Source organism: Stenotrophomonas sp. YJH_SMC_40 (genome assembly GCF_059368615.1).
This window is the reverse complement of record NZ_JCAFRX010000001.1, coordinates 247,946-262,663: the sequence shown is the minus strand read 5'-3', so window position 1 is coordinate 262,663 and position 14,718 is coordinate 247,946. Positions and strand designations below refer to the sequence as shown.

General features: G+C 67.9%; 11 protein-coding genes. 7 read left to right on the top strand and 4 right to left on the bottom strand.

What is annotated here, in order from left to right:
• Nucleotide 1: 1 nt before the first annotated feature.
• Genes AC5P6X_RS01225 through AC5P6X_RS01210 form a run of 4 tightly spaced genes read right to left on the bottom strand, consistent with a single transcriptional unit; the run spans nucleotide 2 to nucleotide 6,094 of the window.
• Complete coding sequence (locus AC5P6X_RS01225; protein WP_329756905.1) at nucleotides 2-1,483, bottom strand: TolC family protein; 1,482 nt, start codon at nucleotides 1,481-1,483, stop codon at nucleotides 2-4.
• Nucleotides 1,480-4,575 (bottom strand): MexW/MexI family multidrug efflux RND transporter permease subunit, encoded by a 3,096-nt coding sequence (locus tag AC5P6X_RS01220; protein ID WP_329756904.1) that lies wholly within the window; start codon nucleotides 4,573-4,575, stop codon nucleotides 1,480-1,482. Before AC5P6X_RS01220 ends, AC5P6X_RS01225 begins: the two co-directional genes overlap by 4 nt.
• Complete coding sequence (locus AC5P6X_RS01215) at nucleotides 4,572-5,678, bottom strand: efflux RND transporter periplasmic adaptor subunit (protein ID WP_329756903.1); 1,107 nt, start codon at nucleotides 5,676-5,678, stop codon at nucleotides 4,572-4,574. The genes AC5P6X_RS01220 and AC5P6X_RS01215 overlap by 4 nt, the downstream gene beginning before the upstream one ends.
• The gene (locus tag AC5P6X_RS01210) at nucleotides 5,675-6,094 is read right to left on the bottom strand and encodes a DoxX family protein (protein WP_222821554.1); all 420 of its coding nucleotides are present in this window, start codon (nucleotides 6,092-6,094) and stop codon (nucleotides 5,675-5,677) included. Before AC5P6X_RS01210 ends, AC5P6X_RS01215 begins: the two co-directional genes overlap by 4 nt.
• 138 nt (nucleotides 6,095-6,232) lie before the next feature.
• On the opposite strand from AC5P6X_RS01210, the gene soxR reads away from it, so the two are divergent.
• From soxR to AC5P6X_RS01175, 7 genes are all read left to right on the top strand, one after another.
• Complete coding sequence (gene soxR / locus AC5P6X_RS01205) at nucleotides 6,233-6,694, top strand: redox-sensitive transcriptional activator SoxR (protein ID WP_034036961.1); 462 nt, start codon at nucleotides 6,233-6,235, stop codon at nucleotides 6,692-6,694.
• Nucleotides 6,695-6,841: 147 nt separating this feature from the next.
• On the top strand, nucleotides 6,842-7,696 hold the full coding sequence (locus AC5P6X_RS01200; protein ID WP_495215291.1) for a helix-turn-helix transcriptional regulator: 855 nt from the start codon (nucleotides 6,842-6,844) through the stop codon (nucleotides 7,694-7,696).
• 219 nt (nucleotides 7,697-7,915) lie between these two features.
• On the top strand, nucleotides 7,916-9,913 hold the full coding sequence (locus AC5P6X_RS01195; RefSeq protein ID WP_495215290.1) for a TonB-dependent siderophore receptor: 1,998 nt from the start codon (nucleotides 7,916-7,918) through the stop codon (nucleotides 9,911-9,913).
• Between the two features lie 64 nt (nucleotides 9,914-9,977).
• On the top strand, nucleotides 9,978-11,588 hold the full coding sequence (locus AC5P6X_RS01190) for a PepSY-associated TM helix domain-containing protein (protein ID WP_222821552.1): 1,611 nt from the start codon (nucleotides 9,978-9,980) through the stop codon (nucleotides 11,586-11,588).
• Nucleotides 11,585-11,989 (top strand): cupin domain-containing protein, encoded by a 405-nt coding sequence (locus AC5P6X_RS01185; RefSeq protein ID WP_495215289.1) that lies wholly within the window; start codon nucleotides 11,585-11,587, stop codon nucleotides 11,987-11,989. The genes AC5P6X_RS01190 and AC5P6X_RS01185 overlap by 4 nt, the downstream gene beginning before the upstream one ends.
• Before the next feature lies 1 nt (nucleotide 11,990).
• Complete coding sequence (locus AC5P6X_RS01180) at nucleotides 11,991-13,241, top strand: RhtX/FptX family siderophore transporter (RefSeq protein ID WP_222821551.1); 1,251 nt, start codon at nucleotides 11,991-11,993, stop codon at nucleotides 13,239-13,241.
• A gap of 98 nt (nucleotides 13,242-13,339) precedes the next feature.
• Nucleotides 13,340-14,716: a CoA transferase gene (locus AC5P6X_RS01175; RefSeq protein WP_222821550.1), complete on the top strand. Its 1,377-nt coding sequence runs from the start codon at nucleotides 13,340-13,342 to the stop codon at nucleotides 14,714-14,716.
• Nucleotides 14,717-14,718 lie beyond the last annotated feature (2 nt).

Here is a 14,718-nt window from a genome sequence, read left to right as displayed (position 1 = left end):
GTTACGCTCCGGAATCTCGCCCAGCGTCCTGCCGGCCCGGGCCGGCAGATAGGCTCGCCACGTCGCCGGGACTCGGGACAGGCCATCCCAACGCCTTGTACAGGGCCACGATCCGGGTCTGGGAAATGGCTTCCTGCTGCGCCACCTGCCGACGCAACTGGAACAGCGTGCGCTGGTTCTCCAGCACCGCCTGGTAGCTGCCGGCCCCGGCGCGGTAGCGCCTGTCGGCGATGTCGAACGCGGCCTGGGCATGCTGCCCCGCCCGAAGCAGCGCGGCCAATTGGCGTTGTTGTTCGGCCAGTTGGGTCACCGCGTTCTCGACTTCCTCCTGGGCGGCCAGCAGCACCTGTTCGTAGCGCGCCAGCGCGCCGTCCGACAGGGCCTTGGCCCCGCGCAGGCGGGCGCGGGCATTGCCCAGGCGCAGGGCGGGCCAGGTCACCGTGGGCGCGAACTGGAAGGCGCGCGAGGCGGCGCTTCCGAAGTCGCCGTCGCGCAGGGCGAAGAAGCCGAGGAAGCCCCCCAGGTCGATGCGCGGGTACAGGTCGGCGGTGGCCGCGCCCACGTCCTCGACGCTGGCGGCCAGCAGCCGCTCCGCCTGCGCCACGTCGGGCCGCGCCAGGATCAGCCGGTTGACGTCGCCCAGTGGCAGCCGCGCCTCCAGCGGCGCGGCTTGCGCGTGCCCCGGCTCAGGCAGGCCGCCCTGGCCCGGCCGCCGCCCTGCCAGCACATCGAGCCGATGGCGGGCCTGCTGCAACGCGGCCGTCAGCGGCGCAATCGCCGCCTCGCTGCGCAACAGGTTGGCCTGGGCGTTCTCCACATCCTCGGGCAGGCCGGCGCCGGCGCGCAGGCGGGCCTGTGCGAGCCGTACGGTTTCCCGCCAGTTGTCGGCCTCCCGTCGCGCCACCTCCAGTTGCCGCCGGTCACCCTGCGCCTCGAACCAGGTGCGGGCGACCTCCGCCGCGACGCTCTGGCGCGTCATCTCCAGTTCCGCCTCGCTGGCCTCGGCCCGCGCCATTGCAGCCTCCTGCAGCCGGTCAAGCCGGCCGAACAGGTCGATCTCCCACTGCACGTCGAAGCCGGCCTGCCAGGATTCCGACAGCGTGCGCGCACCGCCCTGACTGGGCTGCTGCTGGATGCCACGGGTGTATCCAGCACCGCTGGTCACGCCCGGCAGCCGGTCGAGCCGGCGCTCGTCGAAGACGGCGCGCGCGGCCAGCAGGCTGGCGCGGGCCTGGCGGATGTCGTGGTTGTGCGCCAGCGCCATCTCGATCCAGCGACCAAGGTCGTCGTCCTCGAAGACGCGCCACCACGCGGCGGGCATCGATTCGGCGCCAGGCGCGGTGAGTTCCGCGGCCTGCGGACTGGCCAGCACGATGGCGGACGCCTGCGGCCGGACATACTGGGGCCCGACGGCGCAGCCGGCCAGCGCCGTCGCCAACGCCGTGGCCGAGCATGCGCGGAAGATCGTGGTGACTGTGCTCATGTCGACGCTCCCTCGGCCCTTTCGATCTCGGCCAGTTGCCGGCTGCGCGCACCCTGCACGCGATGGTCGCGCGCAAGCCAGGTGTAGATGGTGGGCAGCACGAACAGGGTGAACAGCGTGCCCACCAGCATGCCGCAGACGATCACCGCCCCCAGGCCGAAACGACTGTTGGCGCCGGCCCCGCTGGCGAATAGCAACGGCACCACACCGAAGGCCATCGCCCCGGTGGTCATCAGCACCGGCCGCAGGCGGATCTGCGCGGCGCGGATGATGGCGGCGTGGCGGTCCAGCCGTTCGTGGACCTGCAGTTCGTTGGCGAACTCGACCATGAGAATGCCGTGCTTGCTGATCAGCCCGATCAGCGTCACCAGCCCGATCTGGGTGTAGATGTTCAGCGTGGCCCAGCCCAGCGCCAGCGGCAGCAGCGCGCCGCAGATGGACAAGGGCACTGTGATCAGGATGATCAGCGGATCGACCAGGCTCTCGTACTGCGCGGCCAGCACCAGGTAGATCACGACCAATGCGGCCAGGAAGGCGAACACCAGCGCGTTGCCCTCCTGCACGTACTGGCGCGATTCGGACTGCCAGTCGTGGCTGAAGCCGGGTGGCAACTCGGCCACGGCCTGTTCGAGAAAGGCCACGGCCTGGCCCAGGGAGACGCCCGGCGCGGGAATGGCCTGCAGGGTGGCCGCGTTCTGCTGGTCGAACTGGTTCAGCCGGTTGGGCTCCACGCCCATGTCCAGGCGCACCACGGTGGACAGTGGCACCAGTTCGCCGCCCGCAGTGCGAACGTACTGCCGCGCCAGTGCCTGCGGGGTGAGGCGCTGCTCGCCCACGCTCTGCGGGATCACGTCGTAGGAGCGTCCGAACAGCGCGAAGCGATTGACGTAGTTCTCGCCGACCAGCACGCCCAGCGAGTCGCCGATGTCCTGCAACGCCATGCCCAGGCTTGCCGCCTTGGCGCGGTCGATCGTCACCTGCACGACGGGGCTGTCGTACTCCAGGTCACTGTCCACCACCACGAACAGGCCGCTGTCGCGGGCACGCTGCTTGATCCCCTCCATGGCCTCGTACAGCACCGGGTAGTCCTGCGCGCTGCGCAGCACCAGTTGCACCGGCAGGCCGCCGCTGCCGCCCGGCAGGGGCGCGACCTGGAACACGAAGATGTCGCTGCCGACGATCTCGCCGACGGCGCCCTGCAGTTCGGCCACGATCTGCTGCTCCTTGCGTGCGCGCTCGCCCCAGTCGGACAGCATCAGGCCGCCGAAGCTGTTGGCCGGGCCGTCCGTGCCGTTGATGATCCACGTGCCGATCGTCTCGGGCACCGCGGACATGACGCGGTGCAATTCATCGGCGAAGCGTTCCGCATAGTCCAGGCTCGCGTGCTGCGGTGACTTCACCGCCGCCAGGACCGCCGCCTGGTCTTCCGGCGGTGCCAGCTCGCGCTGCGGCATCTGGTACAGGAATGGCAGGCTCAGGACCACCAGCAGGGCGAAGCCGCCGCTGAGCCAGCGATGCCGCAGCGACCGACCCAGCACCCGTCCGTAGCGGTCCGCGAGGCCGCCGAAGACCCGTTCGGCCATGCGGGCCATGCGACCCTGTCCACCTTCCTGATGGCTGGACTTGAGCAGCAGCGAACTCATCACCGGCGAGAGCGTCAGCGCCACCACGCCGGAAACGACCACGGCGCCGGCCAGGGTCAGCGCGAATTCGCGGAACAGCGCGCCGGTCAGCCCGCCCATCAGGCCGATGGGGGCATAGACGGCCGCCAGCGTCAGCGTCATGGCGATCACCGGGCCCGCGATCTCACGCGCGCCGACCAGCGCCGCCGCCACCGGCGACTTGCCTTCCTCGATGTGGCGATGCACGTTCTCGACCACCACGATGGCGTCGTCCACCACGAGCCCAATGGCCAGCACCATCGCCAGCAGGGTCAGCAGGTTGATGCTGAAGCCGAACGCCAGCATCAGCGCCGCCGCGCCCAGCATGGACAACGGGATGGCCACGACCGGGATCACCACGCTGCGCAGCGAACCCAGGCACAGCCAGATCACCAGCACCACGATCAGCACCGCTTCCAGCAGTGTCTTGACCACCTCCTGGATCGAGGCGTCGATGAAGCGCGCGCGCTCGTAGACCATGGCGACCTTCACGCCCGGCGGCAAGGTCTTCTCGATGTCCGGCAGCAACTGGCGGATGCCGTCCACGATGACCAGCGGATTGCCCTTGGGCGTGGGGAACAGCGACAGGTAGACCGCCGGCTCGCCGTCCATCTGGCCGCTGGTCTGCGTCGAGGCGGCGCCCAGTTCCACCGTGCCGACATCGCGCAGGCGCACCAGGTCGTTGCCATCCTGGCGGATGACCAGGTCGCGGAATTCCTCCACGCTGGTCAGGTCGGAATTGACCCGCACATTGGCGATCACGTACTGCCCACGCACCTGTCCCGGCGCGGCCTGATAGTTGTTGCGGCGGATCGCGTCGGCCACGTCCGTGGCGGTCAGGCCGCGCCCGGCCAGGCGCTCGGCGTCCAGCCACAGGCGCATCGCCAGCTTCTGGCCGCCATCCACCTGCACCTTGGCCACGCCGTCGATGCCGGAGAACAGGGGTTCGACCACCCGCGACAGGTAGTCCGTCAGCTCCGGCGTGGACAGGCTGCCGGTGGAGAAGCCCACATAGGCCACCGCCGTCGAATCCCCGGCGGACAGTTCGATCACCGGATCATAGGCGCGCTCGGGCAGGCGGTAACGCACCTGGTTGACCTTGGCCATCGCCTCGGTCAACGCTTGCGTCGAGTCGCGGTTCAGTTCCATGCGCAGCGTGACCAGGCTGCGCCCCTGCGTCGACGAGGACGACAGGTAGTCGATGCCCTCGACCGAGGACACCGCCTGCGTGATCGGCTGGGTCACGAAACCCTGCATCAGCTCGGCCGAGGCGCCCGGGTACTCGGTGCTGACCGTGATGGTGGAGGTTTCCAGCGTCGGGTACTGCCGGATCGGCAGCTTGCCCAGGGCGAACAGGCCCAGCAGCACGAGCAGGCTACTGACCACCAGCGCCAGCACCGGACGGCGCACGAAGACGTCGGTGAACCTCATGTCGCCTGCTCCCGGGCCGTCTTCGCCTGGGGCGAGGCGGCGTCCCCGTGCAGCGCGTCGCGTGCAACTGGCTCGACCGCCATGCCGTCGCTGAGCTTGAGCTGGCCGGACACCACCACCCGGTCGCCTTCCTTCAGGCCGGAGACGATCTCGACCCGGCCATCCCAGCGTTCGCCCGTCTTCACCGCGACGCGGCGCACGGTCATTCCCTGCGGCTCTGCGGCTTCGGCGACGAACACCGTCTGGCCGTAGGCGGTGTAGGTCACCGCGGTCTCGGGCACCGCCAGCACCGGCGTGGGCTGCTCACGCAGCACGCGCACGTTGGCGAACATGCCGGCCTGCAGCACGCCGTCGGCGTTCGGCAGGCTCGCCTGCACGCGCAGCGTGCGCGACGCGCCGATCAGCGGATCGACGGCCGACACCTGCGCCTCGAAACGGCGCTCCGGCCAGGCATCGACCCGGATCTCGATTGGTTGGCCCGGCTGCACGTGCGGAACCGCCTGTTCCTCCAGCGCGAAGTTGACGTGCAGGGTGCCGGCATCGACCAGGCTGGCGATGGCATCGCCCGCAGCCAGGGTTTGCCCCTCGTGCACGCGGCGAATGCCGATCGTGCCCGCGAACGGCGCACGGATCGCCTTCTGCGCGATGACCGCCTCGATCCCGCGCAATTCGCCCTGCGCCATGTCGCGCGCGGCCTGGGCGTGGTCGAGTTGCTCCTGCGTGGCCACCTTGTCGGCCACCAGCAGGCGAGTGCGCGCCAGCACGGTCTCGGCATTGCGCAGTTGCGCGCGCAGCCGCAGGCGCTCGGCCTGCTCGGGCGCATCGTTGAGCTGCACCAGCAGGTCGCCTTGCTTCACCCGCTGCCCGGAGGTGAACGCAATGCGCGTGACCCGACCGGCGGTTTCCGACGCCAGTTCCACCTGCCGCGCCGCTTCCAGCCCTCCGACCCCATGGAACGCGCGCGGCGCCTGCGCACGCTCGACCGGCGCCAGCGCCACCTTGGTGGCCGGCCAGCCACCCGCACCGTCCGAGCCCGATGAGCAGGCGGACAAGCCGATCACACTCGCCAGTACCAGGCCGAGAAAAGCAAAGCGGGCGTTCATGCCTTGCCCTCCAACTGCCGGCGCAGGCGGCTGGCGATCGCCGCTGCGACCAGGCCACCGATGAGGCTGATGTGCTCCAGGGCCCAGAACATGGCCGGCCTGGCCTGCGGTTCCGGCAGCGCCCAGAAGTGGTGCACCACGAGGATGGTCAGCAGCAGGAACACCGCCAGTGCACCGGCGCCCAGCCACAGCGCGCGATCGAGCAGCAGCAATACCGAACCGCCCAGCAGCACCGCGATGGTGGTGATGTTGAACAGCCAGTCCGGCTCCAGCCCCGCGGCGCGCATTTCGGCCAGCCCGCCCTGGAAGTCGAGCAGCTTGGCCAGCCCGGAGGAAAGGAACACCACCGCCAGCAGGATGCGGGCGCCAATCCACAGCCAGCGGCTGTCCAGTGTCTTGTCAACGATGTTTCGCATGCGTATCCGCTCTCGAAGAAACGGCCGCACGGCTCAGCCGCGCGACCGGTGGGTTGGAGAAAGACTGGCCGCCCCGAAGGGACTTGCCAGGATCGATGCGGCGGACTATAAAACCTCAAGTAAAGTTGAGGTCAAGCCATGCAACCGAAGAAGCCGATCGATTTCTCGCGCCTGCTCACCGTGGGCGAGGTGGCGCATCGCGCGGGCGTGCCGGTTTCCACCATCCACTTCTACGAGTCGAAGGGACTGATCGCCAGCACGCGCAACGCCGGCAACCAGCGCCGGTTCGCCTCGGTCGTGTTGCGCTACATCGCCGTGATCAAGGTGGCCCAGCGCACGGGCATTCCCCTTGAGGAAATCAAGGAGGCACTTGGCCGCTATCCACCGGGAAGCAAGCTCACCGCGGCCCAGTGGCGGGAACTGTCCACACGCTGGCGCGCCAATCTGGATGAACGCATCACCAAACTGACCCGGCTGCGCGACGAGTTGGACAGTTGCATTGGCTGTGGATGCCTGTCGCTGGACGAATGCCCGTTGCGCAATCCGCAGGACGCACTGGGGGCGGAAGGGCCCGGTCCCCGCATCCTCGAACGGCCGTGACGACAGCAGCCTTTCATGGCCGGCCGATGCGGAGGGCCTTCGTGAGGTCCGGCAAGGACCTGATGCATTGCCAACAGGGTGGCTTGACCGGCCTGGCGATGCGAATGGGCAATAATGATTGTCATTAACATATGCGGCAGGGTGATGATGTCCGGGCAATGGCAGTTACAGGCTTCGACGGCGCCGATGACCATCGGCGGCGGCGCGATGCGCGTGAAGCCGGACCAGGTCATCACCGAAGACAACGAGCCGGGGTTGAAACTCGTGCTCATGCTCGGGGACGGCGCTGTCCGCTACCGCATGCCACCGTCGCAGCCCACTCAGGTGAGCGGGCCGGCCCTCCACCTGAGCTTGAGCGACCAGCCGTTCACGGTCACCCATAGCTTCCATGCCCATACGCCCCTGCGCTATGTGGCCGTACGCATGCCCCAGTCGAGCCTGATGCAGTGGTTCGACACGCAAGGCAGGCCCATGGATCGCCTCCTGGACATGGCCGGCTCGACGCCGTTCATCCACGATGCGAAGGCTGGCCCGGCACTGCAGGCACTGGCAAAGCAATTGCTGCTATGTCCCTTGCAGGGCGCGTTGCGCGACTTGTACCTGTCTGGAAAGGCGCTGGAATTGACGGCCAACGTGCTGGCAACGCTGGACGTCCAACCGCCCTCGTCGACAGCAATCACCCTGCCGGTACGCCATCGCGATCGCCTCCATCGCGCCCACGAAATACTGATGCGCGATATCAGCCATCCACCGGGACTCGACTGGCTGGCAAGCCAGGTCGGGCTGAGCGTCACGCTCCTGACGCGTGGCTTTCGCCAGTTGTTCGGCATGAGCATCTACGAGTTCGTGCGGGAGCAGCGTCTCCAGCAAGCCTATCGAATGCTGGCCACCGGGGAATGCAGCGTCTCCGCCACCGCCGGCATGTGCGGCTATACCGACTCGCATTTCTCCAAGGCCTTCCAAAGGCGCTTCGGCATCGCGCCGCACACACTCTGCCGCTGAACGATATCGGCGAACGCCAGAAGAATACCGGCCAGCGCCATTGGCAGCGCTGCGCGATGCCTAGACTCAATGCAATTGATTCCCAGTTGCTTTTGAGTCCTTGCCATGTCTATCTCCAGAACGCGTGGATGGCTGCGCGCGAGCAGTTGTTCCAGCCTGTCGGCCTTGCTGTTGCTCCCACCAGGTGCCTTCGCACAATCGACCACCGAAATCAGCCAGTTGGACACCGTCACGGTGACAGCCGACCGGGAAGCCACGCCCTCGCTGCTGAAGGGTTCGCAGACGCTGAGGGAAACGCCCCAGTCCGTGACCATCATCACGCGCGAACGAATGGACCAGCAGAACCTGCAAAGCCTGGACGAGGTCCTGCAGCACGCCCCCGGCATCACGGTGCAACCGTACCAGTTGCTGACCACCGGCTACTACGCTCGCGGCTTCAAGATCGACTCGTTCCAGCAGGACGGAGTCCCCATCCAGATGGGGCAGATGGCCAGCCCGCCCCAGGATGCCGGTATCTACGAACGCGTCGAGATCCTGCGTGGCGCCAACGGCCTGATGCAGGGATCTGGCAACCCGGCCGCGACGGTCAACCTCGTTCCCAAGCGCGCTCCGCGCGAGTTCCTGGCGAATGGCGAGTTGTCGGCCGGCAGTTGGAATCGCTATCGCGGCCTGCTCGACGTGGGTGGCCCGCTCAACGAGAGCGGCAGCCTGAGGGCCCGCATCGTTGCCAACCACGAGGATCGCGATTTCTTCTACGACGTCGCCGGCCAGAAGACCAGTTCGGTCTATGGCACGGCCGATCTCGACCTGGGGCCGGACACGGTGCTGACCGTCGGCCTGCAGCGGCAACGCATCCGCTCCACCACCAACATGGCCGGCGTGCCGTTCTACAAGGACGGCTCAGACATCGGCCTGCCTCGCTCCACCTATCTGGACGTGGACTGGGATCGCTTCGACTGGGATACCACCCGCGTGTTCGGCGGCATCGAGCATGCCTTCGGCAATGCGTGGACCGCCAAGCTGTCCGTCAACTACCAGAACGGTGATTCCACGCTGAAGTACGCCGGCGCCAACGGGGCTGTCGACCCCGCCACGGGCGCGGGGCCGCGCCTGACTGGTGGGGCCTACAAGTTCGAGAACGACCAGAAGAGCATCGACGGCTACCTGAATGGCCCCTTCCATCTCCTGGGGCGACGCCACGAGGCCACGCTGGGATGGAACTACCAGCGCACGAGCCTGGAGCAATTCTCGGCAAGCTTCCTGACGCCGGTGAACCAGCCCGTGAACGTCTGGGACTGGGACCCCGGCAGCGTGCCCGAACCCGGCATCGGACCCTACGCGTCCCGTGGCCCGACCCGCACGACGCAGTCCGGCCTCTATGCGGTGGGACGGTTCTCGCTGGCCGACCCGCTCACGTTGATCACCGGCGTCAGGCTGAGCCGCTGGAAGCAGGAAGGCGCGGCCACATCCACGAAGCTGGGCAACGAACTCACGCCCTACGGCGGCGTGGTCCTCGACATCGCTCCCCAGTGGTCCCTCTACGCAAGCTACGCGCAGATCTTCCAGCCGCAGACCCAGACGACCTGGGACGGGAAGACGCTGGATCCCGTCAAGGGCACCAACCTGGAAGCGGGCATCAAGGGCGAGTTGCTGGATGGCAAGCTCAACACCAGCCTGGCGTTCTTCAACATCCGCCAGCGCAATCGCGCCCAGGTGGACCCGGCGTACCCGTGCGCCGGCACGGCCTGCTTCTACATCAGTGGCGGTGAGGTGGAAAGCCAGGGCGTGGAAGCCGAGATCAGCGGCCGGCCGCTGCCTGGTCTCGACCTCTCGTTCGGCTACACCTACAACACCACGAAGTATCTGAAGGATGCCCAGTCGCAAGGACAGGCCTTCGCCAGCTTCACGCCCAGGCACATCGCACGCCTGTGGGCCAACTACGCGTTTCCCTGGGACGGCGGCCGCCTCAGCGCCGGCATGGGCGTGCAGGCGCAAAGCGCCTATACCGTGCAGTCGGGTGGCCTGACGCTGCGCCAGGGCGGCTATGCGCTGGTCAGCGCGCGCTTGGGCTACCGTATCAACCGCAACCTGAGTGCGGCCCTGCATCTCAACAACCTGTTCGACCGCCGCTATTACCAAAGCCTCTCCGGCCCGCAGTGGAACAACCGCTACGGGGAACCGAGAAGCGTCATGCTGACACTGCGAGCGCAGTACTGACATGCGGCCCTCCGGTTTCAACGGCCGGGCGCGAGGACTGTTCTTACTGGTCGTGGCACCGCTGGTGAGTATCGGCGTAGCCGTCGGGATGACATGCCTTGGGCCCGGCTCCGATCCACTGAATCGCCTCTATGCAGGGCTGTTCTGCGCCGTGCTCACGCAGTGTGCGCTGCTCTCGGTCGGCCTGGTGGCTGGCCGTCCGGCCAGCTTGCCACTGCGCAGGGCGGTGTCCATCAGCCACCACTGGATGGGCGCGATGCTCGGCGGCGTCCTTTTCGTCATCTGCCTGAGCGGTGCGCTGTCGGTGCTGAAGCCGGAACTGCGCAGTTGGGAGATGCCCGCCGAACGGCAGCTTGCCCAGGCGCCCATCGGGCTGGATGACCTGCTCGCGAAGGCGCTGGCAGCCTTTCCCGAGGCAGATTCACTTCAGTTCGACAGGCCCGAGGCCGGCCCTGGGCCATGGCACGTTCAACCCATGCGGTCGCAACAACGATGGGCAGGCCCGGCGCCAAGCCTGTCTGTGCCACCCGTGCCTGCCGTGCATGGCGACCTGACCGGCATCGTCACCCGCCTGCACAACACCTTTTTCGCGGGCTTCCCCGGTCGCGTCTTCGTGAGCCTGTTCGGGTTTGCGCTGGGCGCCCTGGTCGTCGGCGGCGTGGTGTTGCATCCCCGGCAGGAAGGCACGCTGTGGCGTTTGCGCCTGGGTGCCGGGTTGCGTACCGCCGCCTACGATGCCCACCGGCTGTTCGGCCTGTGGCTGGCGCCGCTGCTGTTGCTGATCGCGGTCACCGGCGTCTTCTCGGGACTCGGGGCGCTGGCCACGGTCCAGTTGGCACCGCTTGCCTTCCCCGACAAGCCTGGCCAGGTGATGCAGGCATTGATGCAGCCCTATGCGCGCCCGGCCAGCGGGCATCGTGCGCCCATGGCCAGCATGGACGAATTGATGCTGCGCCATCATCAGATGAATCCCGACTTTCGTGTCCAGGGCATCAGTGTCCACCACTGGGGCGACGCGCATGCCTACGCCACGCTGCGCGGCACACGGCGCTGGCAATTGAGCACGGCCATCTTCGAGCGCTACCACTATGCGCTGGCCGACCTGAGCCTGTTGCGGCACGACAGCGCCGCCCGACAAGGCCCGTTCACGCAAGGCTTCATCGCCATCCAGCCCCTGCACTTTGCCCGCTATGCCGATGCGGCCAGCCGCTGGCTGCATGCCCTGGCGGGCTTGGCCGGCGCAGTGCTGGCGGGCAGTGGCACCTGGCTTTGGCTCAAGCGACACGCCGGCGATCGCTACGCCCAGTCCCTGCGGCCATGGCTGAGCGGCATGACCCTCGGCCTGGTGCTGGCCTGCAGCGCCATGTTTGCCATCACGGCGTTGACGCCTGACTCATGGCCGTCGCGCGAGCGCTGGCAGGCCATGGGCTTCGGGCTGACCTGGGCCGGTGCGCTGATTTGCTGCCTGCTGCCGGGGAAATGGCGCGCACGACTGCCCACCACATTGCTGCGGCTTGCCGCGGCGCTTCTCGCTGTGGCGGTCGCAGCCAGCCTTGCGACCCAATGGCGTGGTGCCTGGCAAGCGCCGTGGCCAGCCCTGTCGATCAATGTCCTGCTCCTGTCGAGCGCCATCGCGTTCTGGGGCACCGCCCGCAAACTGGAAACACCACCATGAAAACCGATCCCACCCAGATGCTGAAACCTTTTTCCCTGACTCGCACACTGGCAGTGCCCCAACCCGGTTCCGCCTTGCAGTTGGTCCCCTTCAGCGAACGTGGCCGCGTGCAGTCCGACTGGATCATCGGCATCCGCGCCTTCAGTGATTCCACCTCGGTGCATGGCAGTCACTGGGAACGTCACCCCCGCGGCGACGAGATGCTCACGGTGCTTCAAGGCTGTATCGACGTCGTGCTGGATACGCCCCTTGAGGAAACGCGCCTGCACGTCGATGCCGGGCATTCCCTCGTCGTTCCCCAAGGATGCTGGCACCGGCTGGAAGTGGTGCAGCCAGGGCAATTGCTGTTCGTGACGCCGGCGACCGACAGCGAGCATCGGCAACGAGATTCGGAACGCTGAAATGAGCGGATCACCATCGTTCTCGCGCACGCCCGCCAGGCTCTGGCCGCTGATCGCCTGCCTGTACGTATCCCAGGGCATTCCTTTTGGCCTGGCGATGGAAGCCATGCCCGCCTCCCTGCGGCATGCCGGCACGGACCTGCAGGCCTTGGCCTGGCTGCCACTCGTGGGACTGCCCTGGGTGCTGAAATGGCTCTGGGCGCCGTGGGTGGACAATCATTGGAGCCCACGCACCGGTCGCCGCCGCAGTTGGATCCTGCCCATGCAAGGTCTGGTACTGGCGGCGCTGCTTGCGGTCGCACTGCTGGGCCTGTCGGCGCAGACGCTGCCCTGGATCCTAGGCTTGGCGGTGACCGCCTCGCTGGCCAGCGCCACCCAGGATGTGGCCACGGATGCCCTCGTCGCGGAGCAGTTCGCGACCGAATCCCTGCCCATGGCCAATGCGATTCAAGTGGCCAGCACCATGGTGGGTTTCTTCTACGGCGGTCCGGTCTTTCTCATGCTCTACGGGACGCTCGGATTGACTTGGGCCATCGTTGGATTGGTCCTGCCCATCGCCGCGAGCCTTGTGCTCACGCTGTCATGGCGCGAACCACAGGCGCTTGAAGTGGCAGCAAGAACCAGCAAGGCCAGTCAATGGCACTTCCTGCGATCGGGCCGCAATGCATGGGTGCTGGTCGTCGCGGCATGTCTGTCCGCCATCACCGTGGTGGCATGTCACGGCCTGGGCAAGCTGTTGCTGGTCGATGCGCAATGGCCGCTGGCCCGCGTTGGCCAGGTCGGCATGCTGGGGGGCGCGTTCACAATCCTGGTGGGGTGCGGTGGCGGCGCATGGCTGGTGCGTCGGTTCGGGGCCTGGCCCGCGTTCCAGTTCGGGATCGCCAGCGCTGGCCTGTCGGCCATGACCTGGGCCTGGCTCGCAACGCAGACGCCGGCCATGCCCATGACCGCTGTCGTCATGGCCACGGTGCTGGCCAGCATCGGATCGGGTTGCGCCTCGGTGGCGATCATGACCGCCGCGATGAATTTCTGCCGGCGACGCACCCAGGCCGGCACCGACATGACGATGGTGCAAAGCGCGCGCGACCTCGGCGAAACGATGGCGTCCTCGTTCCTGATCGCTTTGGCCGCGAGGGTGGGCTACAAGGAAGGGTTCCTGCTGGGCCTCGGGCTGGCGGTGCTGACCATGCTTGCGACCGCCTGGATGATGCGCTCGCGTCGTGCGAGGCGATCCCACGCCCCGGGATCGTGAGCCTGCCTATTCGATCGCAGAACAGGCTGGCGGCGAATCACTGTTGGCATGGTGGAATGTCGATTGGGCAGGCGAACCACCTGTAAGGAGACCCTTCGATGAACTCGCGTGACGCGCTGAGCGCGCTATGGCCGCTGTCCGGACTGCCAACGCAAGCCCTGGATTGGATCGACCTGACCGGACAAGACCCTGTGTTCCCCTCGTCCTTAGCCGTAGGCACCGCCGCGCAGGCCAGCATTGCCGCGGCCGCGCTCGCCGCCTGCGAACTGGGCCATGCGCGGGGTGCTCCGCGCCAGCGGGTCGCCGTGGACATGGCCCACGCTGCCGCTGAATGCACCGGCTGGTTCACGCTCGACGGCCATGAGCCCGAACTGTGGGACCCGTTCGCCGGCCTGTATCGCTGCGCCGATGGCTATGTGCGCGTCCATACCAATTTCCGGCACCACCGCGATGGTGCGCTGCGCCTGCTGGGCCTGGACCCGGCCACCGCCACACGCGCCGACGCCGAGCAGGCCCTGCTGGGCTGGAAGGCGCTGGACTTCGAGCAGGCCGCGGCCGACCACGCGCTGGTGGCCACGGCGCTGCGCAGCTTCGCCGAGTGGGATACCACGCCCCACGGCCAAGCCCTGGCCGCGCAACCGCTGATGACAATCACCCGGATCGGTGACGCGCCGCCGCGCTCGCTGCCTGCCCTGGCGGCGGACGACCTGCCGCTCGCCGGCCTGCGCGTGCTCGACCTCACGCGCATCCTGGCCGGCCCCGTCGGTGGGCGGGCGATGGCCTCGTTCGGCGCGGACGTGATGCTGGTCAATTCACCGAACTTGCCCAACATCGCCGCCATCGCCGAGACCAGCCGCGGCAAGCGCTCGGCGCACATCGACCTGCGCACCGAGGCCGGTCGCGAGGCGCTGTGGCGGCTCGTGGAAGACGCCCACGTGTTCTCGCAGGGCTACCGGCCCGGCGGCCTGGCCGCGCTCGGCTTCTCGCCCGAGGCCCTGGCCGCGCGCCGGCCCGGCATCGTCGCCGTGTCGCTGACCGCCTACGGCCCGCAAGGGCCCTGGGCCAACCGGCGCGGTTTCGATTCGCTGGTGCAGACGGCGATGGGTTTCAACCACGCCGAAGGCGAAGCGGCGGGCGATGGCAAACCGCGCGCGCTGCCGATGCAGATCCTCGACCAGGCCAGCGGTTTCCTGATGGCTTTCGGCGCCGCCGCCGCGCTGTGGCGACAACAACGCGAAGGGGGAAGCTGGCACGTGCAGGTGTCGCTGGCGCAGACCGGGCACTGGCTGCGCGGGCTGGGGCGCATCGAGGATGGCCTGCGGGCCGGCAGGCCGGACCTCAGCCCCTGGCTCGCCGACGAAATCTCCGGCTTCGGCCAGTTGCGCGCCGTGCGCCCCAGCGCGCAACTGGCGCGAACACCGGCCGGCTATGCGCGACCGTCGGTGCCGCCGGGCAACGATGCGCCGTACTGGTGACG